Genomic DNA, 25,532 nt, shown 5'->3' with positions numbered 1-25,532 from the left:
AACGTGTTTTTACCGGGTCTTTATCGCTGCAAATACTCTGAAAACAATAGCATCTACTGCATGCCATTCATGCGTTATGGATGGTTTCAAACCCATATCCATTGCATGGATTGCGCAAGGCGCTCACTTTTTATTTTCCTGCCTGGCTCCCGCGCCGCAGCTTGCCGGTCACGCATTCTGGCAGGCCAGCCTGCCACGCATGTGACGGCCTGTGCAGGCGCAAAACAGCTTGTTTCGTTAAAGTGGTGGCTGACCGCCCCCCAGCCTTTTTTCGCACACACGGCATGACTACAAAGACAACTCAAGCCCCCATGTCCATGGCGCAGATTCTTCTGTGCGGTGGCGCCATCGTCACGCTCTCCATGGGCATACGCCACGGCTTCGGCCTGTGGCTGCAACCCATCACCCAGGAGATGGGCTGGACGCGCGAGAACTTTTCCCTGGCCATTGCCGTGCAGAACCTGTCCTGGGGCGTCCTGGGCATCTTCGTCGGCATACTGGCCGACCGCATCGGCGCCTTCAAGGTGCTGATCGGCGGCTCCATCCTCTATGCGCTGGGCCTGGCCGGCATGGCGCTGTCTCCGAATTCAACGATGTTCCTGCTGACCGCCGGCGTGCTGATCGGCGCAGCCCAGGCCGGCACCACCTATGCCGTGATCTACGGCGTGCTGGGCCGGCAGATTCCCGTGGCGCGACGCAGCTGGGCCATGGGCGTGGCCGCAGCAGCAGGCTCGTTCGGCCAGTTCTTCATGGTGCCCGTGGAGGGCAAGCTGATCGCGCAGTTCGGCTGGTCCAATGCCTTGCTGATACTGGCGCTGTTCGCGCTGCTGATTGCCGCCCTGGCCTTTGGCCTGCGCGAGCCGGGCTTTGGCGGCAGCACGCCCATCAAGCGCGAGCAGACCGTGGGCCAGGCGCTCAGGGAAGCCTGGACCTACCCCAGCTTTCTGCTGCTGATGGCAGGCTACTTTGTCTGCGGCTTCCAGGTCATGTTCATTGGCGTGCACATGCCCAGCTATCTGAAGGACTTCGGCATGGCGCCCCATGTGGCCAGCTATTCGCTGGCCCTGGTCGGCCTGTTCAATATCTTCGGCACCTATCTGGCCGGCAATCTGGGCCAGAAGCTGCCCAAGCGCTATCTGCTGTCGGGCATCTACGGCCTGCGCTCGGTGGCCACCGTGGCCTTTTTGCTGGCCCCGCTCTCGCCCTGGTCGGTCTATGCCTTCTGCGCCGCCATGGGCTTTCTGTGGCTGTCCACCGTGCCGCTGACCAATGCCACCATCGCCCAGATCTTCGGCGTGCAGCATCTGTCCATGCTGGGCGGCTTTGTCTTCTTCAGCCACCAGATCGGCAGCTTCCTGGGCGTATGGCTGGGCGGCTATCTCTACGATATCAACGGCAACTACGACATGGTCTGGTACATCTCGATTGCCCTGGGCATTTTTGCCGCCATCGTCAACCTGCCCGTGCGCGAGGCCGCCATTGTGCGCAGCTCGCCCAGCGCAGCCTGATACCGGAGACACCCCCATGCCGCTCAAACTCTGGCAACGCATCTCCATCTGGTGTGCCGTGCTCGTGCTGCTGCTGGCGGTGTTTGCCCTGTATCTGCAACCGGAATTCATGCTCACACTGGCAGACCAGGTCTGGGCCTGCTTCTGAGTTCTTGGGCAACCGGCCCGGGCGGCATGGCCGGGAGAGAGCATGGCCCGCATCATCATCACCGGAGCCTCGGACGGCATAGGCGCCGAAATGGCACGCCAGCTGGCACAAACCCATGGCAGCCGGCTGCAGCTGACGCTGGCCGCGCGCAATGCCGGCAATCTGCAAGCCGTGGCAGAACAATGCCGGCTCCTGGGGGTGCAGGTGCTGGAAGTTCCCACCGATGTGAGCGAAGAGGCCCAGTGCCGCGCGCTGATCGACGCCGCCGTGCAGCAGTTTGGCGGGCTGGATGCCCTGATCAACAATGCCGGGATCTCGGCCCATGCGCTCTTTGAACAGGTCAGCGCACAAGACCTGGGCTGGTATGAGAGGCTGATGCGCATCAACCTCTGGGGCAGCGTCTGGTGCACCCACGCGGCGCTGCCGCACCTCAAGGCCAGCCAGGGCTCCATCGTCGCCGTGTCTTCGCTGGCCGGCCTGATCGGTGTGCCGGGCCGCACGGCCTATAGCGCCAGCAAGTTCGCCATGGCCGGCTTCTTCGAAGCCCTGCGCATCGAGCTCAAGCCCGCCGGCGTGAGCGTGACCACCGCCTACCCCGGCGTGGTGGATACGCGCATCCGCTACCACGGCTACAACGCCAGAGGCGAGGCCGCAGGCGTCAGCGGCCTCAAGGAAGACGGTGCGATGACGGTGGCCGAATGCGCGCGCCTCATCCTTGACGGCCTGAAGCGCCGTCAGCGCGAGGTGGTGATGACAGGCAAGGGCAAGCTGGGCCGCTTCATCAAGCTGATCGCCCCGGGCATGGTGGAAGACATGGCCCTGGCCGCACTCCAGGACGATGTGAAGCCGCACTGAGCCGACGCCAGCTGCTGCCGATGCAGCAACACACAGGCCATGCAAGGATTTGGCTGCGGGCACTGCTATAGTTTTCGCAAGATGACCAGCCACACCCAGCCTCCCACACCCGCCACCATTCCTGCGACTGCCGCCAGCCACTGCGCGCAGGAAGCTTCTACCTGGATTGCCCGCTTTGCCCATCTGGTACGCCCGCAGGGCTCGGTGCTGGATCTGGCCTGCGGCATGGGCCGCCATACCCGTTTCTTCTCGGCCTTGAATCACACGTTGACCAGCGTGGACAAGGCGCCGGAGGCGACCCGGTCCGTGGCGGATATCGCCGAGACGATTACCGCCGACATCGAGAACAACGCCTGGCCGCTGACGGGCCGCAGCTTTGACGGCGTGGTCGTCACCAACTATCTGTGGCGTCCGCTGTGGCCGCTGATTCTGGACACCGTCAAGCCCGGCGGCGTGCTGATCTACGAAACCTTCGCCCAGGGCAACGAGGCCTATGGCAAGCCCTCGCGCCCGGACTTTCTGCTGGCTCCCGGCGAGCTGCTGCAGGTCTGCGCCGGCTGGAACATCGTCGCCTACGAGCACGGCCTGCTTGAGCAGCCCGAGCGCGTGGTTCAGCGCATTGCCGCCATCCGGCCCGATGGTGCAGCGCTCACGCCTGCCCCATTGCTGCCAGCCTGATGCCCTTTTTGCACAGCGGTCTGACCGGCGCTCTAGGCCCAGGCCTTTGCGAAGCCGCTGGCGCAGGCCCCTGTCCGCGCCTGCCAATGCAGCAAGCGCCCAAGCGATGCCGGCGCGGCCGCGCCCCCGGGCCGCAGGCCTTGGCCGGCCGCAGCGACCAGGACTCGCAACACGGCCGGATTGCCGTCATGGCGTCTGAAACAGACCGGCAATCAACAAACAATATGACGCACAAAAATTAAATATTTCGTCATTTCGTCATTTATCAACAACACTTCGACAAAAACAGAGTTTTGCTAGACACTGTTGACGGCAAACCACTGCCTGCACCCTGTCCCTGTTTGTAGAATTCATTTTTACCGTTTTCTGATTGCGGATATGACATCACCCTCCGTTGCTCTCACTGGCAGCATTGTTGCCCTCATTACGCCCATGCTCGAAGACGGTAGCGTCGACTACCCGTCGCTGCGCAAACTCATCGACTGGCATGTGGCCGAAGGCACCAACTGCATCGGTGTGGTCGGCACCACCGGTGAATCGCCCACCGTGAATGTCGAAGAGCATTGCGAAATCATTCGTGTCGCCGTGGAACAGGCCGCCGGCCGCGTCTCCATCATGGCCGGCTGCGGAGCCAACAGCACGCACGAAGCCATCGAGCTGGCCAGGTACGCCAAGAAGGTGGGCGCCGACAGCCAGCTGCAGGTCGTTCCCTACTACAACAAGCCCACGCAGGAAGGCCAGTACCAGCACTTCAAGGCCATCGCCGAAGCCACTGGCGACCTGCCCGTGGTCCTGTACAACGTGCCCGGCCGCTCGGTTGCGGACATGCAGCATGACACCGTGCTGCGCCTGGCCCAGATCCCCGGCATCATCGGCATCAAGGAAGCCACCGGCAACATCGAGCGCGCTCAATGGCTGATCCGCGACGTGCCTGCCGGCTTCGGCGTCTACTCTGGCGACGACCCCACCGCAGTGGCACTGATGCTGTGCGGCGGCCACGGCAATATCAGCGTGACGGCCAACGTCGCTCCCCGCCTGATGAGCGAGCTGTGCAAGGCCGCCATGGCTGGTGATACCAAGCGTGCCATGGAAATCCAGTTCAAGCTCATGCCCCTGCACAAGAGCCTGTTTGTCGAAGCCAATCCCATTCCCGTGAAATGGGCAGCAGCCCGCATGGGTTTGTGCGGCCCCGCCATGCGTCTGCCCATGACGCCGCTGAGCGAGCAATGCGAAGCAGTTGTTGAGGATGCTCTGCGTAAAGTTGGCGTACTCTGATCGAGTTGCGCTAAGCTAGCGGTTTTTCGCACATAGCTTGAACGCTACCCAAGGACAATCCGCGTGAAACAACAAACAGCACGTTTGAGCCTGCTCAGCATCGCGCTGGGCCTGTCTGCCTGCACGACCACGTTCCAAGAGACCAAGATCGACTACAAGAGCGCGGGCAAGAATCAAGCTCCCTCTCTTGAAGTCCCTCCGGATCTGACGCAGCTGTCGCAAGACTCGCGCTATACCGTCCCTGGTGGCGTGGTATCCGCTGCTGCCATGCAGGCCAATGCCAAGGCCGCCAAGCCTGCCGACAACAACACTGCGGCCAACAAGATTGGCGACGTCCGCATCGAGCGCGACGGTGCCGAGCATTGGCTCGTGGTTGATCGTGCAGCCGACAAGCTCTGGGAGCCCACTCGCGACTTCTGGCTGGAAAACGGCTTCATCTACTCGATGGAAGACCGCCAGCTGGGCATTCTCGAGACCGACTGGGCCGAAAACCGCGCCAAGCTGCCTCAGGACATCATCCGCAAAAGCCTGGGCAAAGTGTTCGATTCGCTCTACTCCACCAGCGAGCGCGACAAATTCCGCACCCGCCTGGAGCGCGAGCCCGATGGCAAGACCCGCATCTATGTCACCCACCGTGGCATGCAGGAGGTCTACACCAGCGAGCGCAAGGACAACACCATCTGGCAACCGCGTCCTCGCGACCCCGAACTGGAAACCGAATTCCTGCGCCGCATCATGGTCAAGCTGGGTGTGAGCGAAGAGCAGGCCTCTGCCGTTGCCAAGGCGGACAAGTCTGCAGCCACCACCTCGACCGGCGCACGCATGGACACCATCAACGGTGTGCCCACGCTGCAGCTGGAAGAAGGCTTTGAGCGTGCATGGCGCCGCGTTGGCGTGGCACTGGACCGCACCGGCTTCACCGTGGAAGACCGCGACCGCAGCCGCGGCCTCTACTACGTGCGCTACGTGGACCCGAACGCCAAGCCTGAGTCCAAGGGCTTCTTCAGCAAGATCTTCAGCCAGGGCAAGGAAGCTGCCGCGCCTCAGAAGTATCAGATCCAGGTCAAGGGTGACGGCAACAAGTCCCAGGTCAGCGTGCTCAATGAGCAAGGCCAGCCGGACAGCTCCACCAACGGCCAGCGTATCGTTCGCATCATCACCGATGATCTGAAGTAAAGAGCGCTGCACTCATACAAAAGCCACCGGGCTCAGCTCTGGTGGCTTTTTTCATGTCCGAACGAATCGAACTTCGGCTCGGGGGCTGCAATGCTCATGGTGCGCTTACCCGCCAGAATCCATTGAGATGCAGGTGCAAGTGCAAGTGCAGGTGCAAGTGCAAACCTTGTGTGACGACACGCACACACAGCTCAAGAATCCGCTGCAAAATCCAGACGCAAAAAAACCGCACCTGAGTGCGGTTTTTTCATGCCCGAGGCCTGGGCCTCAGGCTGGCTGATGCAGCGAATTACTTGGCAGCAGGAGCTTCAGCGGCGGGAGCAGCAGGAGCGTCAGCGGCAGGAGCAGCAGGAGCGTCAGCGGCGGGGGCAGCAGGAGCGTCAGCAGCAGGAGCAGCAGCGTCAGCGGCGGGAGCAGCAGGAGCTTCAGCAGCAGGAGCGGGAGCAGCAGGAGCTTCCACAGCAGGAGCGGGAGCAGCAGGAGCTTCTTCCTTCTTGCCGCAAGCAGCCAGAGCAGCAGCAGCGATCACGGTAGCCAGAATCAGAGAGTTCTTCATGACAGTTTCCTAAATGGTAGGTTCAGCAGACGGTATGCAGATTGCCATTACGGTCAGCCTTTTGCAGCTATTGATCGCTCTGGCAGATCAGGTCAAACGATAAATTCGACTCAGCCCGCATTATAGGTAGTTTTGCCCATTGCTGACTAACACTGACAGCAACCAAACAATTCTGCACAAATCGGTGCGTTCTCATTTACCGGGCAAGCCCATGCTTGCCTTGAGCCACACTGTGGAGCATAAATTTATTCCTGTCAAATCCCTGACAAAGCTTTGATAAAGATTTACATAACCTACACAAAGCCTGCGAAATCAGCAGGAGCCACAGAGGACAAACCCGTAAGTTAGCACGATCGCTGTTACAAGTCCACCCTGTTTCAGTCGCCGGAGCGAACCCAGCCAGCATCAAACCACGACGACAGCAACTCCAGCGCGTCATCGCTGGCAGTTGCCAGATCCTTGCGCGACAGCGCCCGGGTGTCAGCCAGCTTGCGCATCAACGTGGCATCGCGACCGCCAGCCAGATAGCTTTCGCCATTGATGAAGATGTGCCTGGCGTCATACATCATGCGCGTTCGGCGATCCAGCACCACGCTCTCGAACATGCCGTTTTCATCGCCATGCTCGAACCAGACATTGGGCTTGGGATCGCTCAGGTATTCGCCCAGCGCGCGCTCCAGCGCCAGCGGCTCTGCCATGGCCTTCTTCAGTGCCTCGCGGGCAAAGTCATACATGCCTTCAGGAATCAGAGCCGGGTTGCTCACGGCCTCCTGCTTGGGGTCGCGATAAATGACCGGAGTTTCGGGCTCGTCGGGCTCGTCCGACATGCGCAGCAGCAGCTCGCGGCCCAGCTCGCTGCGATCGGGCGAGCGAAAGCCTATCGAATACGTCATGCATTCGCCTTCCGCCACTCCGTCATGCGCCCATTTGGGAGGCAGATACAGCATGTCGCCGGGCTCCAGAACGAACTCTTCCTCGGGCTCGAAATTGGAGAGAATTTTCAGTGGCTTGCCCTGTTGCAGCGACAGGTCTTTTTGACGACCGATGCGCCAGCGGCGCTTGCCCTGGGCCTGCAGCAGAAACACGTCATAGCTGTCGAAATGCGGGCCTACGCCGCCCTGATCGGTGGCAAAGCTGATCATCAGATCATCGAGGCGCGCCTCGGGCACAAAGCGGAACTGCTGCAGCAAATCATGCGCCTTGGCGTCATGCATGTCCACGCCCTGCACCAGCACGGTCCAGCCCGGCTTGGTCAATGCAGGCAGGCTGCGACGGGACAGCGGGCCGTGGCTGAGCTTCCAGTTGTCGCCTTCGAGCTGCTGGATCAGGCGTGACTCCACGCCATCCTCGCCCGCCATGGCCAGCAGTCGGGCGCGCGGAATCGGGGCCTTGAAGCCGGGGATGGCCTGGCGCACCAGCAAGGGCTTTTTGTGCCAGTGGCGGCGCATGAATTGAGAGGCGGTGAGCCCACCCAGCAGGGTGAGCGGCGTATTGATGTCCATGAATACAGTCCTGCTTTCTAAGCAACGGACTGCATTGTCCTATAGGCCTCGAAAACGCTGGTCGGCACAGATCAATGACCGAGCGCTCTGAACTCGGACGGCGACATGCCGGCATAGGCCTTGAAGGCACGGCTGAAGTGCGCGCTGTTGCCAAAACCACAGCCCATGGCAATGTCTGTAATGGTGCGGTGCGCGAGCGCCGGGGAATGCAGCTCCCGCATGCAGAGCTCCAGCCGGCTTTGCTGGATGAAGCCGCCAAGCGACTGGTCTCGCCCCGCAAAGGCGTTGTGCAGATGTCGACGGCTGCAATTGAGTGCTTCGGCCACCTGATCGACCGACAACCCAGGGTCGCGCACATGGCTGGCCACATGCTCGCAGATGCGGTCGTACAGGGCCTGCTTTTGCGTCACCGCCGTGGCCTGCCCGCCAAGTGCCTGCAGGGACAGATGCACCATGTCCACCAGCAACTCCCCTGCGCGGCGTGCCAGCGGTGCCGCCATATTGTCCAGTTCCTGGTAAGTGCTGCGCATGGTCTGCAGAGCAATGCGCGCAATGCCGGCGCTGCCTCCCACCGATCGACCCATGAGGTTTTCCAGACGCAGGCCTCGCTCGGCAATGCTCTGTTTGGGCACCATCATGATCAGATGCTCCGTGTGCTGGGGATTGGCCACCACATAGGGCTGCGAGGTGTCATAGATGGCCCAGCTGCCATTGCTCACGCTGGCCTTGCTGCCGTACTGCTCCACCTCTGCATGGCCGCTCCAGGGCGCGACGATCTTGAGATAGGCCGCTTCGCTGTCGCGCAGACGGTGGCTGTCGCGTATGACGCGGTGGCGCCCGGCATCCAGCTTGGTGAGCATCACATCGCCTGCGTATGCCACGCTCAGATGCCCGTCAAAACAGGTGTCGCCATACAGATCCGTATCCAGTCCCGAGAACAGCTGCGCCATCCAGTCCTGCCAGGCTGGTGCAGTTTCCTTCTCGGGAAGACCATCGGTACTCAGTACCACGGGCGCGGTCATGGGCCTTGACTCCTCGTTGTATCTATCTCTGCCTGTGCCGACAAAGTACATCAATTATCGGTAAGTGAGCACTTTCGTGCTCAGGCCGGAAAGAATCTCCCGCGCTGTATTGAAACTAGTGCAAACCCTAGGCTGCGTGCACGATTCGTCAAACGGTTTGTGCACATTGCGCACAGCATCTTGCCAAGGCTTTTCCTACGATCACTCACACGCCAGTGTCAGGCGAAACACCACAAAAAGTGGAGACAAGCTCGGTGACACAAGCCTTGTGTGAAAGCACCAGCTCCCACTTTTTCAACGTGCAGCAACAAGCAGTGACCGCGGTCACGCGCCCTTGGTAGTGAAGGAAGCGAAGATGATTGAACAAAGCATGCTCATCGGCGGTCAGACCGCACAGGCCAGCAATGGCGCCACTTTCGAGCGCAGAAACCCTCTGGACGGATCGGTCGCCACGCGTGCCCCGGCCGCCACAACAGCCGACGCCGTGCGTGCCGTGGAGGCCGCTCAAGCGGCCTTCCCGGCCTGGGCAGCCCTGGGCCCTACCGAGCGCCGATTGATGCTGATGAAGGCCTCGCAGGCCCTGGAAGCCAAGGCAGAGGCCTTTGCCGCAGCCATGGCGGCAGAAACCGGCGCCTCGGGCATCTGGGCCGGTTTCAATGTGCATCTGGCCGCCAATATGTTTCTCGAAGCCGCATCGCTGACCACCCAGATCAACGGCCAGCTGATTCCTTCGGACATTCCCGGCAGCATGGCCATGGCAGTGCGCCAGCCTGCCGGCGTGGTGCTGGGCATCGCCCCCTGGAATGCCCCCATCATCTTGGCCGTGCGCGCCATTGCCACGCCCCTGGCCTGCGGCAACACCGTGATCCTCAAGGGCTCGGAACTGTGTCCCGCCACCCACGGCCTGATCATCGAAGCGCTGCAGGAAGGCGGCTTGCCGCCCGGCGTGGTGAACTTTGTGACCAATGCGCCCGAAGACGCCGGCACAGTGGTCGAAGCCATGGTGGCCCACCCCGCCGTGCGCCGCGTGAACTTCACCGGCTCCACGCGCGTAGGTCGCATCATCGGCCAGACCTGCGCCAAATACCTCAAGCCCGTCATCCTGGAGCTGGGCGGCAAGGCTCCATTCCTGGTCCTGGACGATGCCGACATCGACTCCGCAGTGGCCGGCTGCACCTTTGGCGCTTTCGCCAACTCGGGCCAGATATGCATGTCCACCGAGCGCATCATCGTGGACGAGGCCGTGGCCGAGGAGTTCATCGGAAAACTGGTGGCCCGCGCCACAACCCTGCCTCTGGGCGACCCTCGCAAAGGCCCTGTGGTGCTGGGCTCCGTCGTGGACATGAACACCGTGAACCGCGTCAACGAACTCATCGATGACGCCGTGACCAAGGGTGCCAGGGTTCTTTGCGGCGGCAAGGCCAGCGACACCCTCATGGCCGCCACGCTGATCGACGGCGTGACTCCCGAGATGCGAATCTTCCGTGAAGAGACCTTTGCCCCGGTGAAGGCCATCGTGCGCGTGCGTGGCGAAGAGCAGGCCATCGCCATGGCCAACGACAACGAGTTCGGCCTGTCTTCCGCCGTCTACACCAGGGACACGGCCCGTGGTTGGCGCGTGGCCGGCCGCATCGAGGCGGGCATCTGTCATGTCAACGGCCCCACCGTGCACGACGAGGCACAGATGCCTTTCGGCGGCGTGAAGAACTCGGGCTACGGTCACTTTGGCGGCCAGGCCGGTATTGACGCCTTCACCGACACCCGCTGGATCACCATGCAGACCACCGCACGTCACTACCCCTTCTAAAGCGTCCAGGACAGCAGTCGTAGCCGGCAGGCATGACTGCTGTCTTCGCTTGAAACCTCCATTGCAGGCATTGGGCCATGAGGCAAAGACCTCAGGTGCAGCGCCAGCATGGGCAAGGCGCGGACCCCAAGCTGCGCCTTGTGTCTGCCGACCCACAGAACCACCGGAGACCCACGTTGAAACATGCCTCCCAACTGGCCCTGGCAGCCCTGCTGTCCGGCCTCAGCCTCGCCGCCTCGGCTGCGGACTCTCACCACATTGGCCCCGGCCAGCGCTTCTACGAAAAGACCTGCGCCAAATGCCATGAAGCCGGCATAGGCCCCGTCATCAAGGGGCGAGGCTTTCCGCCCGCGACCTACGTGATCATTGCGCGCAACGGCATGAACGCCATGCCATCCTTTCGCGTGACCGATATCGATGACGCCACGCTGGAAGACTTGGCAAACTACCTGTCCAAGACAGAGGCTCCCAAGGCTGCCGAGCCGGCCAGGAAGTAAGGAGGACGATGCAATGCAAACCGATCGTCGCACCCTTCTCAAAGGTCTGACCGCTGCAGGTCTGGCTGTCTCCGGCATAGGCTGGGCACAGGCAGCCACTTCCGCTGCGGGCCGTACCGCCAGCGCAGCCACGCGCTCTGCCGAGGTGCTGGCCGTAACCTCCTCCATGCACGCCAGCGCGCTGGACAAGGCCTTTGTAGCCGGTGTTCAGGGCACCTCCCGCAACGCGGTGCACACCGGCCTTCAAGGTCTGGACAGCGCCGCATTCAACCAATTGGGCGAGCTGCTGGCCGACAGTCAGGAAACCCTGTTGCTGGGTCTGCTCGATGACGCCTCGGCCACGCTGGTGCTGGACCTGGTTCGCTCCAGCGGTGGCCGCGTGCTGGCCGTGGAACACCATCGCGTGGACGGCGCCGCCGCCGACTGGGCCCAGGCGCTGGGTCGGTCGCTGGCGTCCGGTCAAGTCATGAACACCACCACGGCGGCAGCAGGCAAGGAAGCCCGCGTGTCCTTTCGCTGCGTAATCTAAGAAACAAGGAAAGCAGAGCATGACAAGCAAATACATGGCCCTGCCCAAGGGTATGAGCGAGAGCAGCTTCGATGCGGCCATCGCCCAATTCAAGAAGGCCCTGGGCGAAGACAATGTGATGATCAAGGACGAGCTGGTTCGTCCCTACACCAAGGTGATGATGGCTGTGCCCACCGAAGAGCACACACCTTCCGCCGTGGTGACTGCCACCACCGTGGAGCAGGTGCAAGAGGTGGTCAAGATCTGCAACGCGCACAAGGTGCCCGTATGGACCATCTCCACCGGCCGCAACTTCGGCTACGGCTCGGCCGCACCGGGCCAGCGCGGCCAGGTGGTGCTGGATCTGCGCAAGATGAACAAGATCATCCACGTGGACCCCGAACTGTGCACGGCCCTGGTCGAGCCTGGCGTGACCTACCAGATGCTCTACGACTACCTCGAAGAGAACAAGATTCCCTTGATGCTGTCGTTCTCGGCACCTTCGGCCATTGCCGGCCCTCTGGGCAACACCATGGACCGCGGCGTGGGCTACACCCCCTACGGCGAACACTTCATGATGCAGTGCGGCATGGAAGTGGTGATGGCCAACGGCGATGTGCTGCGCACCGGCATGGGAGGCGTCAAGGGCGACAAGGCCTGGCAGGTGTTCAAGTGGGGCTACGGCCCGACGCTGGACGGCATGTTCACCCAGTCCAACTACGGCATATGCACCAAGATGGGTTTCTGGCTGATGCCCAAGCCCCCGGTCTTCAAGCCGCTGGAAATCCAGTTCGACGAAGACAGCGATATCTCCGAGATCGTGGAATTCATCCGCCCCCTGCGCATCGCCCAGGTCATCCCCAATTCGGTAGTGATTGCCGGCGTGCTGTGGGAGGCATCCACCTGCAACACCCGCCGCTCGGACTACACCACCGAGCCCGGCCATACGCCCGACGCCATCCTCAAGCAGATCCAGAAAGACAAGCATCTGGGCGCCTGGAATGTCTACGCTGCGCTGTACGGCACCAGGGAGCAGGTCGACGTCAACTTCAAGATCGTGCAGGACGCACTCAAGAAGCTGGGCAAGGGCCGCTTGATCACCGAGGAGATGGCTGGCGACACCCAGCCCTTCAAGTACCGTGCCCAGCTCATGTCGGGCGTGCCCAACCTGCAGGAATTCGGCCTGTACAACTGGCGCGGGGGTGGCGGCTCGATGTGGTTTGCTCCTGTGTCGCAGGCGCGCGGCAGCGAGTGCGACAAGCAGAAGTCGCTGGCCAAGAAGATCCTCAACAAGCATGGCCTGGACTATGTGGGCGAGTTCATCGTCGGCTGGCGCGATATGCACCATGTCATCGACGTGCTCTACGACCGCAGCAACGAAGAGGAAACCAAGCGTGCCAACGCCTGCTTTGCCGAGCTGCTGGACGAGTTCGAAAAGGAAGGCTATGCCGTGTACCGCGTGAACACGGCCTTCCAGGAGCGCGTGGCGCAGAGCTACGGCCCGGTCAAGCGCGATATCGAGCGCAAGATCAAGCGTGCTCTGGACCCCAACGGCATTCTGGCTCCAGGCAAGTGCGGGATAAACATTTGATCTCCCCCTGAGGCGCTTTGCGCCTTCCCCCTCTCTCGCTTTGCTTCGCAATGCGGGAGGGGGACGACAGCCTCGCTGCGCGGCGGCGCTTGCTTGCTGTCTTGCACTTGGGTCACGTCCATGTGGAACACCGCGCTCGTAGCTGCTGACAATTTTTCAAAAGCCACCTGATTTGAAAACGCCAGGTGGCTTTCTTTTTTCCTGATCACTACTCCCTGATCACTACCGAATCAATAGCCGCCAGCGCTTTATCACATTGAGCTCAAGGCCAATTGATGCTTAATTCAGCAGGCTCGATGCCTGCACGCCGGCCCTGAACTGCGCAGGCGTCTGTCCCGTGTGCTGCTTGAACAGGCGGCTCAGATGCGCGCCGCTGGCAAAGCCGCTGGCCAGCGCCAGCTCGGTCAGGGTGCAGTGGCGATTGGCAGGGCTGAGCAGTTCGCGCTGGAACAGGGCCACGCGCTCGGCCCAGATATGCTGGCTGATGGACAGCCGCTCATCGGCAAAGGCGTTGTAGAGATGACGCTTGCTGCAGTTGAGCGCTGCGGCCACGGCATCCACGCTCAGGGCCGGATCGCGCAGATGCTGGCGCACATAGGCCTTGATGCGGCCCAGCAGCAGCTCGCTGGCGCTCAGCGAGGCCGCACGGCCGCAGGCGTCGAGCAGGGACAGCTGGATCAGCTGCAGCAGCGAATCCGTCACATGCTGGGCCAGACCCTGGCCCATGGCCCGGCATTCGGCAAAAGTGCCGCGCATCATGTCCAGCGCAATGCGGGACACGCCTTCGCCGCCGCCCACATAGCGCCCCATGAGGGCGTCGATGGCGCGGCCATGGTCCTCGAAGCGGCTTTTAGGCAGGGTGATGATCAGATGCTCGCACCACTCCGGGTTGAGCACCTCGTACTCCTGCGTGGTGTCGTAGATCAGCCACTGGCCGCTGCGCGCCACGGCTTCGCGCCCGTTCTGGCAGACGCGGGCCTCGCCATGCCAGGGGGCCACGATCTTGAGAAAGTCGGTGCTGCGGCGTGCCATGCTGGCCGAAGTGCGTCGCACGCGATGGCGACTGGCCTCGATCCGGGTCATCCCCAGCGCCCCCAGCTCGAAGGTTCCCAGTCGCGCCGAGAAATGCTGGTCGCCATAGACATCGCTCTCCAGGCCATAGAGCGTGGACATCCAGTGCTGCCAGGCGCCCACGGCTTGGGCACCTTGCATCTCGGTCATCTTCTCGGTCACTTGGTAGGCAGGAATGTCTGGCCGCATCTGGGCTCCTGAAGAAGTAACAGGATGCTTCATTATCCATAGCGACCCGGACCCGGGTCCGGGCAAAACCGGCGCCTCGCAGGGAAATCAGTGTTTACCCACAGACACTTGCATGCACAGACAAGACGCAGTGCACGCACAGACAAGCCCCTTGCGCCGCGATTTCCTACGATGGCCGAAAACCCGGACACCCGTCCATCAAAAGGAGACAAGCATGACATTCGCCGACAAGCGTTTTGTTCTCAAAAGCCTGGTCGCGGCCACGGCCCTGGCGGGTCTGTGCAGCCAGGCCCTGGCCCAGGAGGCGCCCAAATCCATCCGTATCGGCTGGGCCATTGCCAAAACCGGCGTCAACGCGGGCGGCACCTCCGTGACCACGGCGCCCAACTACAAGCTCTGGGTCAAGGAGATCAACGACGCCGGCGGCATCATGCTCAAGGCCTATAACAAGCGCGTGCCCATCGAGGTCATCGAATACGACGACCGCTCCAGCACCGAGGAGGCCGTGCGCGCCACCGAGCGCCTGATCACCCAGGACAAGGTCGACTTCGTGCTGCCGCCCTGGGGCACGGGCTCCAACCTGGCTGTGGGGCCGACCTACGAAAAGCACAAATACCCGCTGCTGGCGGCCACCTCGGTGACCGACAAGGCCCCCGATCTGGCCAAGCGCTGGAAGCATGCCTTCTTCTTCCTGGGCACGGGCGGCGAATATGCCGAGGGCCTGGTCGCCATGCTGGAAAAGGCCAAGAAGGACGGCAAGATCAACAACAAGATCGCCATGATCAACATCGCCGACGGCTTTGGCGTGGAACTGGCCAATGCCACGCGCAAGGCCGCCAAGCAGCATGGCTTCGAGCTGGTCTACGACAAGAGCTATCCGATCGGCACACAGGACATGACGCCCATCATCAACGAGGCCAAGGGCAAGGGTGCCGACACCTTCGTGGCCTACTCCTACCCGCCCGACACCATGCTGATCAACGAGCAGGCCAGAACGCTGGGCCTGGCTCCCAAGGTGCTGTTCACCGGCGTGGGCACGCAGTTCCCCATGTTCAAGGGCAAGTTCGGCGCTGCGGCCGAAGGCGTGATGGCGCCGGGCGGCATCGATGCCGGCAATCCGCAGATGCAGGCCTATCTGAAGCGCTTCAAGGAGGTGACCGGCCAGGAATCGGACCGCTTTGCCAGCCCCATCGTCTACACCTCGCTGCAGATGCTGCAGCAGGCCATCGAGCGCGTGGGCAAGATCGATCGCGCCGCTGTGACCCAGGAGCTCAAGAGCGGCAGCTTCGAGACCGTGCTCGGCCCCGTCAAGCTCGAAGGCCAGATGCTGACCAAGCTCTGGCATGTGGGCCAGTGGCAGAACGGCGAGTTCAATGCGATTGCGCCAACCAACCGGGCGGGGGTTAAGCCCGCGGTGATTCCTAGAAGCACCCCCTGAGCGGCTGCGCCGCTTCCCCTAGCCGGGCGCCCCTCTCTCGCTTTGTTTCGCAATGCGGGAGGGGGACGACAGCCTCGCTGCGAGACGGCTCTTGCTTGCTGTCTCTTTGTTGGGCGGTGCCTATTCAAACACTGCGCTCAGCTTTTAGAACTATCAAAAAAAGAGCTGGTTGCGCATATTTCGCTTTCACTTTGCATTGATTTCATAACAAGAACAATGAATCACCAGCGGCATACGCTATGAATTTAATAGACATCCTTCTCGCTGGCGCCCTGCTGGGCGGACTCTACGGCCTGGTGGCCATGGGGCTGACGCTGCAGTATGGCGTGGCGCGCATCATGAATCTCTCTTATGGGGAGTTTCTGATTGCGCCGGCCTTTCTGGCCTTTTTTGCGGTGAGCAGCTGGGGTATTTCACCGCTGCTTCTGGTGCTGCTGGTGGTGCCGCTGGGCTTTGCCATCCAGTGGCTGATCTATCAGCTGCTGCTGACCCCGCTGGTGCGCCGCGCCAAGGGCGGACCGGCGCTGGAGGTGGATTCGATTCTGGCCACCTTCGGCATGCTGTTCGTCGTGCAGGGCGTCATGCTGGTGATGTTCGGCGGCGACTATCACAGCTACAGCTATCTGGCCGAGCCTGTGGAGATCCTGGGCAGCAAGGTCGCGGCCAACCGTCTGCTGGTGCTGGGCTTTGCGATCGTGCTGGGCGGCGGCCTGTACCTGCTGCTGACGCGCACCCGCGCCGGCGCCGTGGTGCGCGCCGTGTCCGTGGCACCGCAGTTCGCACATCTGGTCGGCATCAATGTGCGCAGCACGGCGGCACTGGCCTATGGTCTGGGCGGTGCACTGGTGGCGATCTGCGGCGTGCTGGTCAGCATGTTCCTGCCCTTCTCGGCCGGCATGGGCACCATGTTTGCCATGAAGGCGCTGATCGTCGTCATCATGGGCGGTGTGGGCAATCTCATGGGTTGCCTGGTCGCCGGCATGCTGCTGGGCTTTGCCGAAACGCTGGTCGCCTCCTTTGTCGACCCCGGCCTGACGCTGGCCGTCAATTACGCGGTGTTCCTGCTGGTGCTGCTGTTCAAGCCCACGGGCTTGTTCGGGAGGGCCGCACGATGAATCTGAGCCATCGCAAGGAAATCCTGATCTGGGCCGCCAGCGCCGCCGTCCTGCTGGGCCTGGCTCTGCTGCCACGCTGGCTGACGGACGAGTACTACCTCTCGCTCATGATCAGCATCCTGATGTACTGCGTGCTGGCCACGGCCTGGGCGCTGTTCTCGGGACCGACGCGCTATATCTCGCTGGCCACCGTCGCCTTCTTCGGCATGGGCGCCTATGTCACCGCCGTGTTCGGCGAGTCCCTGCCCTGGGGCGCCGTGCTGGGCATTGCGGCCGGCGTGGGCCTGATCATGGCCTTGATCGTGGGCCTGTCCACGCTGCGCCTGTCGGGCGTGTACTTTGTGATCTTCAGCTTTGGCCTGGCCGAGCTGGTCAAGCAGCTCGTCACCTGGTGGGAAGTCAACATCACCAAGGATCTGGGCCGCTATGTGTTCGTGGAGATCACCCAGCTCGATATCTACTGGCAACTGCTGGCCATGCTGGCCCTGGTGCTGGCGCTGCGCGCCCTCATCAACCGCTCGCGTCTGGGCCTGGCGCTGCGCGTGATCGGCGAGGACGAGACCGTAGCCACCCATGTGGGCATCAACACCACCACAGCCAAACTGCTGCTGTTCGCCGTCAGCGCCGTGTTCATCACCGTCACGGGCGCCATCATGGCTCCGCGCTGGACCTATATCGACCCCAGCATCGCCTTTGCTCCCGCCGTCTCGTTCCAGACCCTGATCATGGCCTTGCTCGGCGGTGCCGGCGCGCTGTTCGGGCCGATTCTGGGGGCCGTGCCGCTGGTGCTGCTGTTCGAGTACCTGGGCGCCAACTTCCCCAACCATTTCTCGATTCTGCTGGGCCTGGTGTTCATCGTGATCGTGTACTTCATTCCCCAGGGCCTGTCGGGTGTGCTGGCCAAGTTGTTCCACAAGAAGGGAGGCCAGCCATGAAGACCGCCACCCTGCTTTCCGTGCGCGGCGCCACCAAGCGCTTCGGCGGCCTGGTGGCCGTCAACGCACTGAGCTTTGACGTCTATCCGGGCGAGGTCGTGGGCCTGCTCGGCCCCAATGGCTCGGGCAAGACCACGGCCATGAATCTGATCTCGGGCGCCCTGCCCGTCAACGGCGGCGAGATCGTATTCAACGGCAAGCCCATCCACGCGCTCAAAAGCCACCAGATCGCCCGCCTGGGCGTGGCGCGCACCTTCCAGCTGGTCAAGGTGCTGGGCTCCATGAGCTGCACCGACAACGTCATTGCCGGCATGGCCTTCAAGCCCCGGCCTCTGTTTGGCAAACCTGCCGCCGCGCGTGCCCTGCAACTGCTGGAGCAGGTGGGTCTGGCCGAATTTGCGAAGACTCCTGCAGGCGAGCTCACCTATATCAACCAGAAGCGCCTGGAGCTGGCCCGCGCACTGGCGCTGGAGCCACAGATCCTGCTGCTCGACGAATGGCTGGCCGGACTGAACCCCACGGAGCTGCAGCAGGGCATTGTGCTGATCCGGCAACTGCAGGCCACGGGGCTGACGATTCTCATGGTCGAACATGTGATGGACGCCGTACACGCGCTGTGCAGCCGCTGCGTGGTGATGAACGCGGGCACGAAAATCGCCGACGGCCCCACGGCCCAGGTGCTGAAAGAGCCCGAGGTGGTACGTGCCTACCTGGGGGAAGATGTGAGTGCAGATGAAGACCAGCCAGCGGAGGCCCGCCATGCTTGAAGTGCGCAATATCTCGGTGAGCTACGGCAAGCATGAGGCGCTGCACCAGGTCAGCCTCCAGGTGCAGCCCGGCGAGCTGGTCGTCATGCTGGGCGCCAACGGAGCGGGCAAGTCCAGCCTGCTCAAGGCGCTGGGCGGCATGGTCATGCCGCAGGCCGGGGCCAGCGCCCAGCTGGCCGGCCAGGAGCTGATGCAGCTGCCCCAGCATGCCATCGTGCAAGCCGGCCTGGCCCTGGTGCCCGAGGGGCGCGGCGTGTTCGGCGATCTCAGCGTCAAGGAAAACCTGCTGCTGGGTGCCCAGCCCCGGCGCGCCCGCGCCAACGAGGCCCGCAATCTGGAGCAGGTCTTCGCCCTCTTTCCCAAGCTGCGCGACCGCCTGACCCAGGCGGTGCGCACCATGAGCGGCGGCGAGCAGCAGATGGTGGCCGTGGGCCGCGCGCTGATGAGCCAGCCCGACATCCTGCTGCTGGACGAGCCTTCGCTGGGCCTGTCTCCACTCATGTGCAAGGAGCTGTTCGCAGCCCTGGCGCGCATCAAGACGCTGGGCATGGGCGTGCTGCTGGTGGAGCAGAACGCGCGCCAGAGCCTGGCTATTGCCGACCGTGGCTATCTGCTGGAGACCGGGCGCATTGTGGGTGAAGGCTCGGCACAAGAACTTAGCAGCAGTGCTGCTGTCAGACGCGCCTACTTGGGCGGCGAACACTGAGAGATATAGATACCCCCTGAGCGGCTGCGTCGCTTCCCCCTGAGGGGGACGGCGCCTTTGCTGCGGGGCGGCCCTTGCTTGGCGCCTCTTTGCTGGGGCCGCGCCAGATTTCAACGGCATCAACAACAAACCATCAATAGCTCGCGGCTTTCATGGCTACCTTCACTTCTCAAGGAGATTAAAAATGATCGAACAAAAAATGCTGATAGCCGGCCAGGAATGTGCCGCCAGCAATGGCGCAACTTTTGAACGCAGGAACCCGCTGGACGGCAGCGTGGCCACACGCGCTCCGGCAGCCACGACCGAGGACGCGATCCGCGCCTGCGAAGCTGCGGCAGCAGCCTTCCCGGCCTGGTCGCAACTGGGGCCGAACGCCCGCCGCGCGATGCTGATGAAGGCCTCGCAGGCGCTGGAAGCCAAGGGCGAAGCGATTGCCGCAGCCATGGCCGCAGAAACCGGCGCCTCGGGCATCTGGGCCGGCTTCAACGTGCATCTGGCCGCCAGCATGCTGCTGGAAGCAGCTTCGCTGACCACGCAGATCAATGGCGAGATCATCCCCTCGGACGTGCCCGGCAGCCTGGCCATGGCCGTGCGCCAGCCCGCCGGCGTGGTACTGGGCATCGCGCCCTGGAATGCCCCCGTGATTCTGGCCGTGCGCAGCATCTCCACGGCCCTGGCCTGCGGCAACACCGTGATTCTCAAGGGCTCGGAACTCTGCCCCGCCACCCACGGACTGATCATCGAGGCACTGCAGGACGCAGGCCTGCCCGCCGGTGTGGTGAACTTTGTGACCAATGCGCCTGCCGATGCGGGCAGCGTGGTCGAGGCCATCGTGGCCCATCCTGCCGTGCGTCGCGTGAGCTTTACCGGCTCCACCAAAGTGGGCCGCATCATCGGCCAGACCTGCGCCAGGCACTTGAAGCCTGCGCTGCTGGAGCTCGGTGGCAAGGCCCCCTTCCTGGTGCTGGACGATGCCGATATCGATGCGGCCGTGAATGCCGCCACCTTTGGCGCGTTTGCCAACTCGGGCCAGATCTGCATGTCCACCGAGCGCTTTGTGGTGGATAACAAGGTGGCCGACGAGTTCATCGCCAAGTTTGCCGCCAGGGCCCAAAGCCTGCCGCTGGGCGACCCGCGCAAGGGCCCCGTGGTGCTGGGCTCGGTGGTCGATCTGGCCACGGTGGAGCGCTGCAATGCCATGATCGACGACGCGCTGGCCAAGGGCGCGAAAATCGTCTGCGGCGGCAAGGCCGAGAGCACGCTGATGCCCGCCACGCTGATCGACCATGTGACGCCAGCGATGCGCATCTTCCACGAGGAGACCTTCGGCCCCGTCAAGGGCATAGTGCGCGTGAACGGCGAGGAAGAAGCCATTGCCACGGCCAATGACAACGAGTTCGGTCTGTCCTCGGCAGTCTTCACCCGGGATACGGCCCGCGGCTGGCGCGTGGCGGCGCGCATCGAGGCCGGCATCTGCCATATCAACGGCCCCACGGTGCATGACGAAGCCCAGATGCCGTTTGGCGGCGTCAAGGCCTCGGGTTATGGCCATTTCGGCGGCCAGCAAGGCATCAATGCCTTCACCGAAACCCGCTGGGTGACCATGCAGACCGCAGAACGCCACTATCCGTTCTAAAGACCCCCCCTGAGCGGCTTTGCCTGGGCGGCCCCGCCGCTTCCCCCTCTCTGCTTCGCGGAGGGAGACGACAGCTTTGCTGCGCGGCGGCGCTTGCTTGCTGTCCCACACTTAGGTCGCGCCCTAGTTAAAGCTCGCGCCCATCGCTACTGAAATTAAAAAAGCCACCTGATTTGAAAACGCCAGGTGGCTTTCTTTTTTCCTTCTCACTATCTAATCCATAGCTGCTAGCGTTTGATGGAAAAGGGCTTGAGCCTCAAAAATCTCAAAACATGTAATCAGGCAAAATCATCGTCAAAGAAGCCGCCGCCATCGTCCCAACTGCCGCTGTCAAAGCTGGCTGAGTTGTCTATGCTGCCCAGGCCCGCATCATTGGCCAGGCTGGAGGTATTGCCGCTGTCGCCATGCAGGCCCTGGCTGCTGCTGTCCTGCGCCAGCGACTTGCTTTCGCCGCCGCTCTGACTGCCCGAGCCGGCGTGATGGCCGCCCATCAGATTCTCCAGCCCGTTGAACAGAAACATGCCGCCCGCCACGCCGGCCGCAGCCGCTGCGGCATTGCCCAGGAAGCTGCTTCCGGCAGAGGTTACAGGCTGGCCGTAGGCCTGCGGCGCTGCAGCACGCGGCGCCGAGCCACCGCCAAAGAAGCGGTCGCGCCAGCTGGAGGGCTGGGGCGTCGCTTGCGGCTGGTACTGAGGCGGATAGGAAGGCCGGACATTGGCAGCGTGGCCGCCGTCCTCTGCATAAGGCTCGGGAGCGCGGCCGAAGTGCGTGCCCAGGCCGCCCGAGAGAAAACTGCCTGCGCCCTGGCTCTGGCTTTGCTGGGCCTGCTTCACCTGCTGCTGCAGCTCGCCGATCTGCTGCTGGGCCTGCTGAATGGCTTGTTCCAGCATCAAGGTGCGCTGGGCCAGCCAGTAGACCGCATCGGGCGCGGTGCTCAATCCACGGCGCAGCTCGGCATCGGCCTGTGCGTCCTTGGGCTGGCCCTGGGTCAGCGTCAGCCTGGCGCACAGGTCTTGCAGCAGTTGTTGTTCCTGAGGGGTCATGGTGCCTTCCTTTAAGCCCGCAAATTACTTGCAGCAGAGATGGGGTCAGTATGCAGGCCTGCAAGAGCGCCAATGTGAAGGCCGTGCAAGTGCTTTTTGCAGGGTGTAACAAAAGGCCTGTGCTGCAGTTCCGGGCAGCGCATGGGACAATGCCTGCCATTGCGCCACGGCCGTGGCGGCGTTTCAATTTCGGTTGCGGGACTGGCCCGCGGCCCATCAACTGCATACACACACCATGGAAGTTACCCAACAATGCGTGGTCGCCTTGACCTGGACACTGAAAGACACCCTGGGCGAGGAGCTGGACGTGCTGGACGAGCCCGTGGAATTCCTTGTCGGTGGCGATGATCTGTTCAAGCGCATCGAAGAGGCTCTGCAAGGCCACGGCGTAGGCACCACACTGGACCTGCACCTGGAGCCCGAAGAAGCATTCGGCGACTATGACGAGAGCCTGATCTTCCTGGAAAAGCGCGAGTTGTTTCCCGAAGAGATCGAGGAAGGCATGAGCTTCGAGAGCTCGGCCATGCCCAAGGGCACCAATCCCGTGCCTGCCGACCTGCTCTACACGGTCACAGAAATCTATCCCGAGCATGTGGTGCTGGACGGCAACCACCCGCTGGCCGGAATCGCCATCCGCCTGCACCTCAAGATCGAAGCCGTGCGCGAGGCCACCGAAGAGGAAATCGGTCGCGGCACGGCGGGCACGGGCTTTTTCCGTATCGAGCCCATGGCCCCGGGCAATGAAACACTGCATTGACACCCCCTGAGGCGCTTTGCGCCTTCCCCCGATGGGGACGACCGCTTCGCTGCGAGGCGGCGGGACTGCCCAGGCTCTTGCTTGCTGTCACTGAGTGACGCTGCGCCGCAGGTTCAAGCATCACTCATCGCTTCAGGCCAAGAAATAAAAAAGGGACTCCTCGGAGTCCCTTTTGTCATGCGCGCTTGTCTGCTCAGCGACGGAAGATCTGGTTGCCTTCCACACGCACGTATTCGCCGATGCTCAGCTGTGGAGGCTGCTGGTAGTCCAGAGCACGCACGCTGCCGTCCTGCAGTTGCACTGTGACGCGGTAGATATCGCGCACGCTGCCGCCGCCCATGTTGTTTTGCACGGCGTTGCCGGCGAAAGCGCCTGCAGCCACACCGGCGATGGTCGCCAGTGTACGGCCCGAGCCCTTGCCCACCTGGTTGCCCAGCACGCCGCCGATCACGCCACCGGCAATCGCGCCGCCCGCGCCAATGCCGCTGCCGTCCTGCACGCGCACGGTCTCGATATTCATCACACGGCCCTGCTGGGCGTATTGCTGAGGCTGCTGCGAATAGCAGTTGGGGTTGTTGTAGCCGCAGTTATTGGCGGGATAGGTCTGGACCTGGTTGTTGCCCACGGGGTAGGCCTGTGTGCTGCCAGGGTAGCCAGTACCCGAATAAGCACCCTGGGAGTAGCCTCCCTGGTAGCCGCCGCTCTGGTAGCCACCCTGGGGATAGGCCGCGCAGGCCGACAGAGCCGCAACGATTGCGCTCACCATGGCCAACCGGCCCCAGCGTTGATTGATTTGCATGGAAATCTCCTGATTGGCGCATGCACATTCCATGCGCCGCAGTCCCTGTTATGAGTTGCTCTGCAAACCTTGCACGGTCTGCCTTCCCTTGCAACGCGGCACAGGCTCGCTAGGACGACAGCTTTCACATTTGCTCACAATACTTTGAGTAAAGCGCAGCCGTTTACAACTCTTCAAACCATAGCGCCTTGCCCAATACCTGGCTCCTTTTCTCCGCAAACCGTCATGGAATCCACAACGAAAGGGCGCTGACAGCTATCGAATCCAGAGCAAATCCTAGCCCTTGGTGCGTACGCGCAGCACTTCGCCGCTACGGCCATCGACATAGAGCTTCACAAAGCGTCCATCGCTGGCCGTGGCCTTGACCTTGTAGAGGCCGTCATCCCATTCCACTTCCTGGAATTCGCGATAGCCGGCCTTCTCCAGCCGGTCGCAGACATCGCGGATGGACAGGGCCGGCCCGAGCGCCATGCCGCGCACGGCCGCCACCGAGGCCGAGGCACGGTCCGCCACGGAGTTTCCTGCGGCAGCCAGGCAGGTGCCGGCCGACAGCAGGGCCGCGCCTGCGAGCAAGACCGTGCCGCTGCGACGCCGCAGAGAGCGGAATACGGACAGGGAGCCTGAAGACATGGAAAAAACCGGGCTGGGAAGATGGGACATGGAAACTCCTGCAGTCGCTGGGTCGAAGAAAGGGACAAAACACGGCCCGCCAGTGCACAAGCACTGCGCAGCGGGTTGGCGCCGATTGTTCGCAAGTCAGGCTGAACCGTTTCTGAAGCCGCCATTCAGCTTCCGTTCATCGATGCAGGCCTATAACCTTGGCTGCAGAACGCAATCAGACCTCATCACCTCCAACTCCAGCCCTCTCGCCATGTCTTTGTTCAACGCCTCGAATGACCCGCAATCTGCGCACCGCCCACGCCGACGCGCCCTTCACGCCGTGCTGGCCATGCTGCTCGCAACGACAGGCCTTGCCGCACTGAGCCTGTGGCCCGCCACCTCGGATGCCGGCGACAACGATCACGAGCTCGCCCGCCAGGCTCTGCGCCAGGGTCAGGTACTGCCGCTGCGCACGGTTCTGGATCAGGTCGAGCAGCAATACCAGGGCCAGGTCATCAAGGTGGAGTTCGACCGCGAGGACGGCCGCTTTGTCTACGAGATCCGGCTGCTGCAAAGCGACGGCAAGGTGGTCAAGCTGGAGATCGATGCCAGCAACGGCAGCCTCATCAGCATGAAGCGCAAGAAGTGAACCCCGGCATTCAGGAAGGCTGCAGAGCATGCGAATTTTGCTGATTGAAGACGAACCCACGCTGCGCGAGCAGCTGCAGCAGGCCCTGCTGCAGGCCGGCCACACCGTGGAGACGGCCGCCGACGGCGAGACGGCGCAATACCTGGGCGAGGTGGAGAGCTTCGACGCTGCGGTGCTGGACCTGGGCCTGCCCGTGCGCGACGGGCTGAGCGTGCTGCGCGCCTGGCGCGCTCAGGGCCGCTCCATGCCGGTGCTGATCCTCACCGCCAGAGCCGCCTGGCATGAAAAAGTCGCAGGCATGGATGCCGGAGCCGACGACTATCTGGCCAAACCCTTCCACATGGAGGAGTTGCTGGCCCGCCTGCGCGCCCTGCTGCGACGCCTGAGCCCGCATGCCAGCGCACTCTGGCAATGCGGAGCCATCACGCTGGACTCGCGCCAGGCGCGCGTCACCGTCGAAGGTCAGGCGCTCACGCTGACCAGCCATGAATTCAAGGTGCTGGCCCTGCTGATGCAGCGCATGGGCGCCGTGGTCTCGCGCACCGAGCTGTCCGAGCATATCTACCCGCAGGACAGCGACCGCGACTCCAACACCATCGAGGTCTTTGTCGGGCGCCTGAGAAAAAAGCTGCCCGCAGGCTCGATCGAAACCGTGCGCGGCCTGGGCTATCGCCTGGTCGCGCCATCCAACCAAGAATAAAGCC

The 25,532-nt window shown here is 62.7% G+C and carries 26 protein-coding genes; 19 read left to right on the top strand and 7 right to left on the bottom strand.

What is annotated here, in order from left to right:
- The first annotated feature begins 311 nt into the window (after nucleotides 1-311).
- From CTR2_RS06050 to bamC, 6 genes are all read left to right on the top strand, one after another.
- A complete protein-coding gene (locus CTR2_RS06050) occupies nucleotides 312-1,508 on the top strand; it encodes an MFS transporter (protein ID WP_087084710.1) in 1,197 nt (398 codons plus the stop codon).
- 16 nt (nucleotides 1,509-1,524) lie between these two features.
- Entirely contained in the window at nucleotides 1,525-1,656 is a 132-nt protein-coding gene (locus CTR2_RS06045; protein ID WP_003064585.1) for a hypothetical protein, read from the top strand.
- 42 nt (nucleotides 1,657-1,698) lie between these two features.
- The gene (locus CTR2_RS06040; RefSeq protein ID WP_087084711.1) at nucleotides 1,699-2,511 is read left to right on the top strand and encodes an SDR family oxidoreductase; all 813 of its coding nucleotides are present in this window, start codon (nucleotides 1,699-1,701) and stop codon (nucleotides 2,509-2,511) included.
- Nucleotides 2,512-2,550: 39 nt separating this feature from the next.
- Nucleotides 2,551-3,189 carry a class I SAM-dependent methyltransferase gene (locus CTR2_RS06035; protein ID WP_087084712.1) on the top strand — a complete coding sequence of 213 codons (639 nt, stop codon included), beginning with the start codon at nucleotides 2,551-2,553 and terminating at the stop codon, nucleotides 3,187-3,189.
- A 378-nt stretch (nucleotides 3,190-3,567) separates the two neighbouring features.
- Nucleotides 3,568-4,464, top strand: coding sequence for a 4-hydroxy-tetrahydrodipicolinate synthase (dapA, locus tag CTR2_RS06030; protein WP_087084713.1), 897 nt, complete (start codon nucleotides 3,568-3,570; stop codon nucleotides 4,462-4,464).
- A gap of 63 nt (nucleotides 4,465-4,527) precedes the next feature.
- Nucleotides 4,528-5,640, top strand: coding sequence for an outer membrane protein assembly factor BamC (gene bamC, locus CTR2_RS06025; protein ID WP_034361860.1), 1,113 nt, complete (start codon nucleotides 4,528-4,530; stop codon nucleotides 5,638-5,640).
- 289 nt (nucleotides 5,641-5,929) lie between these two features.
- Here the strand turns inward: bamC and CTR2_RS06020 are convergent, their stop codons facing one another.
- The 3 genes from CTR2_RS06020 to CTR2_RS06010 form a co-directional block, all read right to left on the bottom strand.
- The gene (locus tag CTR2_RS06020; protein WP_034359978.1) at nucleotides 5,930-6,196 is read right to left on the bottom strand and encodes a hypothetical protein; all 267 of its coding nucleotides are present in this window, start codon (nucleotides 6,194-6,196) and stop codon (nucleotides 5,930-5,932) included.
- A 377-nt stretch (nucleotides 6,197-6,573) separates the two neighbouring features.
- Nucleotides 6,574-7,698, bottom strand: a complete 1,125-nt coding sequence (locus tag CTR2_RS06015) for a JmjC domain-containing protein (protein WP_087084714.1) — start codon at nucleotides 7,696-7,698, stop codon at nucleotides 6,574-6,576.
- 71 nt (nucleotides 7,699-7,769) lie between these two features.
- On the bottom strand, nucleotides 7,770-8,720 hold the full coding sequence (locus CTR2_RS06010; RefSeq protein WP_012837380.1) for an AraC-like ligand-binding domain-containing protein: 951 nt from the start codon (nucleotides 8,718-8,720) through the stop codon (nucleotides 7,770-7,772).
- Between the two features lie 355 nt (nucleotides 8,721-9,075).
- On the opposite strand from CTR2_RS06010, the gene CTR2_RS06005 reads away from it, so the two are divergent.
- From CTR2_RS06005 to CTR2_RS05990, 4 genes are all read left to right on the top strand, one after another.
- The gene (locus tag CTR2_RS06005; RefSeq protein WP_087084715.1) at nucleotides 9,076-10,527 is read left to right on the top strand and encodes an aldehyde dehydrogenase; all 1,452 of its coding nucleotides are present in this window, start codon (nucleotides 9,076-9,078) and stop codon (nucleotides 10,525-10,527) included.
- A 77-nt stretch (nucleotides 10,528-10,604) separates the two neighbouring features.
- Nucleotides 10,605-11,024 (top strand): c-type cytochrome, encoded by a 420-nt coding sequence (locus CTR2_RS06000; RefSeq protein WP_254913430.1) that lies wholly within the window; start codon nucleotides 10,605-10,607, stop codon nucleotides 11,022-11,024.
- Between the two features lie 13 nt (nucleotides 11,025-11,037).
- Nucleotides 11,038-11,553 carry a hypothetical protein gene (locus tag CTR2_RS05995; RefSeq protein ID WP_087084716.1) on the top strand — a complete coding sequence of 172 codons (516 nt, stop codon included), beginning with the start codon at nucleotides 11,038-11,040 and terminating at the stop codon, nucleotides 11,551-11,553.
- A gap of 19 nt (nucleotides 11,554-11,572) precedes the next feature.
- Nucleotides 11,573-13,123 (top strand): FAD-binding oxidoreductase, encoded by a 1,551-nt coding sequence (locus tag CTR2_RS05990; protein ID WP_034378834.1) that lies wholly within the window; start codon nucleotides 11,573-11,575, stop codon nucleotides 13,121-13,123.
- Between the two features lie 279 nt (nucleotides 13,124-13,402).
- Here CTR2_RS05990 and CTR2_RS05985 read toward each other — a convergent pair whose 3' ends face one another.
- Nucleotides 13,403-14,383 carry an AraC family transcriptional regulator gene (locus CTR2_RS05985; protein ID WP_087084717.1) on the bottom strand — a complete coding sequence of 327 codons (981 nt, stop codon included), beginning with the start codon at nucleotides 14,381-14,383 and terminating at the stop codon, nucleotides 13,403-13,405.
- Between the two features lie 214 nt (nucleotides 14,384-14,597).
- Between CTR2_RS05985 and CTR2_RS05980 the strand changes: the two genes are divergently transcribed.
- From CTR2_RS05980 to CTR2_RS05955, 6 genes are all read left to right on the top strand, one after another.
- A complete protein-coding gene (locus CTR2_RS05980) occupies nucleotides 14,598-15,821 on the top strand; it encodes an amino acid ABC transporter substrate-binding protein (protein WP_087084718.1) in 1,224 nt (407 codons plus the stop codon).
- Nucleotides 15,822-16,060: 239 nt separating this feature from the next.
- Nucleotides 16,061-16,936 carry a branched-chain amino acid ABC transporter permease gene (locus CTR2_RS05975; protein WP_087084719.1) on the top strand — a complete coding sequence of 292 codons (876 nt, stop codon included), beginning with the start codon at nucleotides 16,061-16,063 and terminating at the stop codon, nucleotides 16,934-16,936.
- A complete protein-coding gene (locus CTR2_RS05970; protein ID WP_087084720.1) occupies nucleotides 16,933-17,871 on the top strand; it encodes a branched-chain amino acid ABC transporter permease in 939 nt (312 codons plus the stop codon). The genes CTR2_RS05975 and CTR2_RS05970 overlap by 4 nt, the downstream gene beginning before the upstream one ends.
- A complete protein-coding gene (locus tag CTR2_RS05965) occupies nucleotides 17,868-18,638 on the top strand; it encodes an ABC transporter ATP-binding protein (RefSeq protein ID WP_087084721.1) in 771 nt (256 codons plus the stop codon). Before CTR2_RS05970 ends, CTR2_RS05965 begins: the two co-directional genes overlap by 4 nt.
- Entirely contained in the window at nucleotides 18,631-19,344 is a 714-nt protein-coding gene (locus CTR2_RS05960) for an ABC transporter ATP-binding protein (protein WP_087084722.1), read from the top strand. The genes CTR2_RS05965 and CTR2_RS05960 overlap by 8 nt, the downstream gene beginning before the upstream one ends.
- A 184-nt stretch (nucleotides 19,345-19,528) precedes the next feature.
- Complete coding sequence (locus tag CTR2_RS05955) at nucleotides 19,529-20,980, top strand: aldehyde dehydrogenase (protein ID WP_087084723.1); 1,452 nt, start codon at nucleotides 19,529-19,531, stop codon at nucleotides 20,978-20,980.
- A 278-nt stretch (nucleotides 20,981-21,258) separates the two neighbouring features.
- On the opposite strand, the gene CTR2_RS05950 is transcribed toward CTR2_RS05955, so the two are convergent.
- Complete coding sequence (locus CTR2_RS05950) at nucleotides 21,259-22,023, bottom strand: DUF2076 domain-containing protein (RefSeq protein ID WP_087084724.1); 765 nt, start codon at nucleotides 22,021-22,023, stop codon at nucleotides 21,259-21,261.
- Nucleotides 22,024-22,258: 235 nt separating this feature from the next.
- Here CTR2_RS05950 and CTR2_RS05945 point away from each other — a divergent pair, with 235 nt between their 5' ends.
- On the top strand, nucleotides 22,259-22,780 hold the full coding sequence (locus CTR2_RS05945; protein WP_003076357.1) for an FKBP-type peptidyl-prolyl cis-trans isomerase: 522 nt from the start codon (nucleotides 22,259-22,261) through the stop codon (nucleotides 22,778-22,780).
- A gap of 193 nt (nucleotides 22,781-22,973) precedes the next feature.
- Here the strand turns inward: CTR2_RS05945 and CTR2_RS05940 are convergent, their stop codons facing one another.
- Nucleotides 22,974-23,579, bottom strand: a complete 606-nt coding sequence (locus CTR2_RS05940; protein ID WP_003064528.1) for a glycine zipper 2TM domain-containing protein — start codon at nucleotides 23,577-23,579, stop codon at nucleotides 22,974-22,976.
- Between the two features lie 276 nt (nucleotides 23,580-23,855).
- Nucleotides 23,856-24,239 carry a PepSY domain-containing protein gene (locus CTR2_RS05935; protein WP_087084725.1) on the bottom strand — a complete coding sequence of 128 codons (384 nt, stop codon included), beginning with the start codon at nucleotides 24,237-24,239 and terminating at the stop codon, nucleotides 23,856-23,858.
- Nucleotides 24,240-24,528: 289 nt separating this feature from the next.
- Between CTR2_RS05935 and CTR2_RS05930 the strand changes: the two genes are divergently transcribed.
- Both CTR2_RS05930 and CTR2_RS05925 read left to right on the top strand, forming a co-directional pair.
- The gene (locus CTR2_RS05930) at nucleotides 24,529-24,828 is read left to right on the top strand and encodes a PepSY domain-containing protein (protein WP_087085222.1); all 300 of its coding nucleotides are present in this window, start codon (nucleotides 24,529-24,531) and stop codon (nucleotides 24,826-24,828) included.
- Nucleotides 24,829-24,856: 28 nt separating this feature from the next.
- On the top strand, nucleotides 24,857-25,528 hold the full coding sequence (locus CTR2_RS05925) for a response regulator transcription factor (RefSeq protein ID WP_087084726.1): 672 nt from the start codon (nucleotides 24,857-24,859) through the stop codon (nucleotides 25,526-25,528).
- Nucleotides 25,529-25,532: the final 4 nt, after the last annotated feature.

This window comes from Comamonas thiooxydans (assembly GCF_002157685.2).
GTDB classification, from domain to species: domain Bacteria; phylum Pseudomonadota; class Gammaproteobacteria; order Burkholderiales; family Burkholderiaceae_C; genus Comamonas; species Comamonas testosteroni_H.
Note: the sequence above shows the minus strand (reverse complement) of the source record. Positions and strands in the feature narration are given on the sequence as shown.

Excerpts from the sequence above, each read along its gene's own strand:
- CTR2_RS05995 (WP_087084716.1), top strand. The coding sequence starts at position 11,038 with ATGCAAACCGATCGTCGCACCCTTCTCAAAGGTCTGACCGCTGCAGGT.
- CTR2_RS05970 (WP_087084720.1), top strand. The coding sequence starts at position 16,933 with ATGAATCTGAGCCATCGCAAGGAAATCCTGATCTGGGCCGCCAGCGCC.
- CTR2_RS05925 (WP_087084726.1), top strand. The coding sequence starts at position 24,857 with ATGCGAATTTTGCTGATTGAAGACGAACCCACGCTGCGCGAGCAGCTG.
- CTR2_RS05975 (WP_087084719.1), top strand. The coding sequence starts at position 16,061 with ATGAATTTAATAGACATCCTTCTCGCTGGCGCCCTGCTGGGCGGACTC.
- CTR2_RS06040 (WP_087084711.1), top strand. The coding sequence starts at position 1,699 with ATGGCCCGCATCATCATCACCGGAGCCTCGGACGGCATAGGCGCCGAA.
- CTR2_RS05940 (WP_003064528.1), bottom strand. The coding sequence starts at position 23,579 with ATGCAAATCAATCAACGCTGGGGCCGGTTGGCCATGGTGAGCGCAATC.
- CTR2_RS05935 (WP_087084725.1), bottom strand. The coding sequence starts at position 24,239 with ATGTCCCATCTTCCCAGCCCGGTTTTTTCCATGTCTTCAGGCTCCCTG.
- CTR2_RS06000 (WP_254913430.1), top strand. The coding sequence starts at position 10,605 with ATGAGGCAAAGACCTCAGGTGCAGCGCCAGCATGGGCAAGGCGCGGAC.
- CTR2_RS05950 (WP_087084724.1), bottom strand. The coding sequence starts at position 22,023 with ATGACCCCTCAGGAACAACAACTGCTGCAAGACCTGTGCGCCAGGCTG.
- CTR2_RS05945 (WP_003076357.1), top strand. The coding sequence starts at position 22,259 with ATGGAAGTTACCCAACAATGCGTGGTCGCCTTGACCTGGACACTGAAA.
- CTR2_RS06005 (WP_087084715.1), top strand. The coding sequence starts at position 9,076 with ATGATTGAACAAAGCATGCTCATCGGCGGTCAGACCGCACAGGCCAGC.
- CTR2_RS05955 (WP_087084723.1), top strand. The coding sequence starts at position 19,529 with ATGATCGAACAAAAAATGCTGATAGCCGGCCAGGAATGTGCCGCCAGC.
- CTR2_RS05985 (WP_087084717.1), bottom strand. The coding sequence starts at position 14,383 with ATGCGGCCAGACATTCCTGCCTACCAAGTGACCGAGAAGATGACCGAG.
- CTR2_RS05965 (WP_087084721.1), top strand. The coding sequence starts at position 17,868 with ATGAAGACCGCCACCCTGCTTTCCGTGCGCGGCGCCACCAAGCGCTTC.
- CTR2_RS06010 (WP_012837380.1), bottom strand. The coding sequence starts at position 8,720 with ATGACCGCGCCCGTGGTACTGAGTACCGATGGTCTTCCCGAGAAGGAA.
- dapA (WP_087084713.1), top strand. The coding sequence starts at position 3,568 with ATGACATCACCCTCCGTTGCTCTCACTGGCAGCATTGTTGCCCTCATT.
- CTR2_RS05960 (WP_087084722.1), top strand. The coding sequence starts at position 18,631 with ATGCTTGAAGTGCGCAATATCTCGGTGAGCTACGGCAAGCATGAGGCG.
- CTR2_RS06035 (WP_087084712.1), top strand. The coding sequence starts at position 2,551 with ATGCAAGGATTTGGCTGCGGGCACTGCTATAGTTTTCGCAAGATGACC.
- CTR2_RS05990 (WP_034378834.1), top strand. The coding sequence starts at position 11,573 with ATGACAAGCAAATACATGGCCCTGCCCAAGGGTATGAGCGAGAGCAGC.
- CTR2_RS06045 (WP_003064585.1), top strand. The coding sequence starts at position 1,525 with ATGCCGCTCAAACTCTGGCAACGCATCTCCATCTGGTGTGCCGTGCTC.
- CTR2_RS05980 (WP_087084718.1), top strand. The coding sequence starts at position 14,598 with ATGACATTCGCCGACAAGCGTTTTGTTCTCAAAAGCCTGGTCGCGGCC.
- CTR2_RS05930 (WP_087085222.1), top strand. The coding sequence starts at position 24,529 with ATGCTGCTCGCAACGACAGGCCTTGCCGCACTGAGCCTGTGGCCCGCC.
- CTR2_RS06050 (WP_087084710.1), top strand. The coding sequence starts at position 312 with ATGTCCATGGCGCAGATTCTTCTGTGCGGTGGCGCCATCGTCACGCTC.
- CTR2_RS06015 (WP_087084714.1), bottom strand. The coding sequence starts at position 7,698 with ATGGACATCAATACGCCGCTCACCCTGCTGGGTGGGCTCACCGCCTCT.
- CTR2_RS06020 (WP_034359978.1), bottom strand. The coding sequence starts at position 6,196 with ATGAAGAACTCTCTGATTCTGGCTACCGTGATCGCTGCTGCTGCTCTG.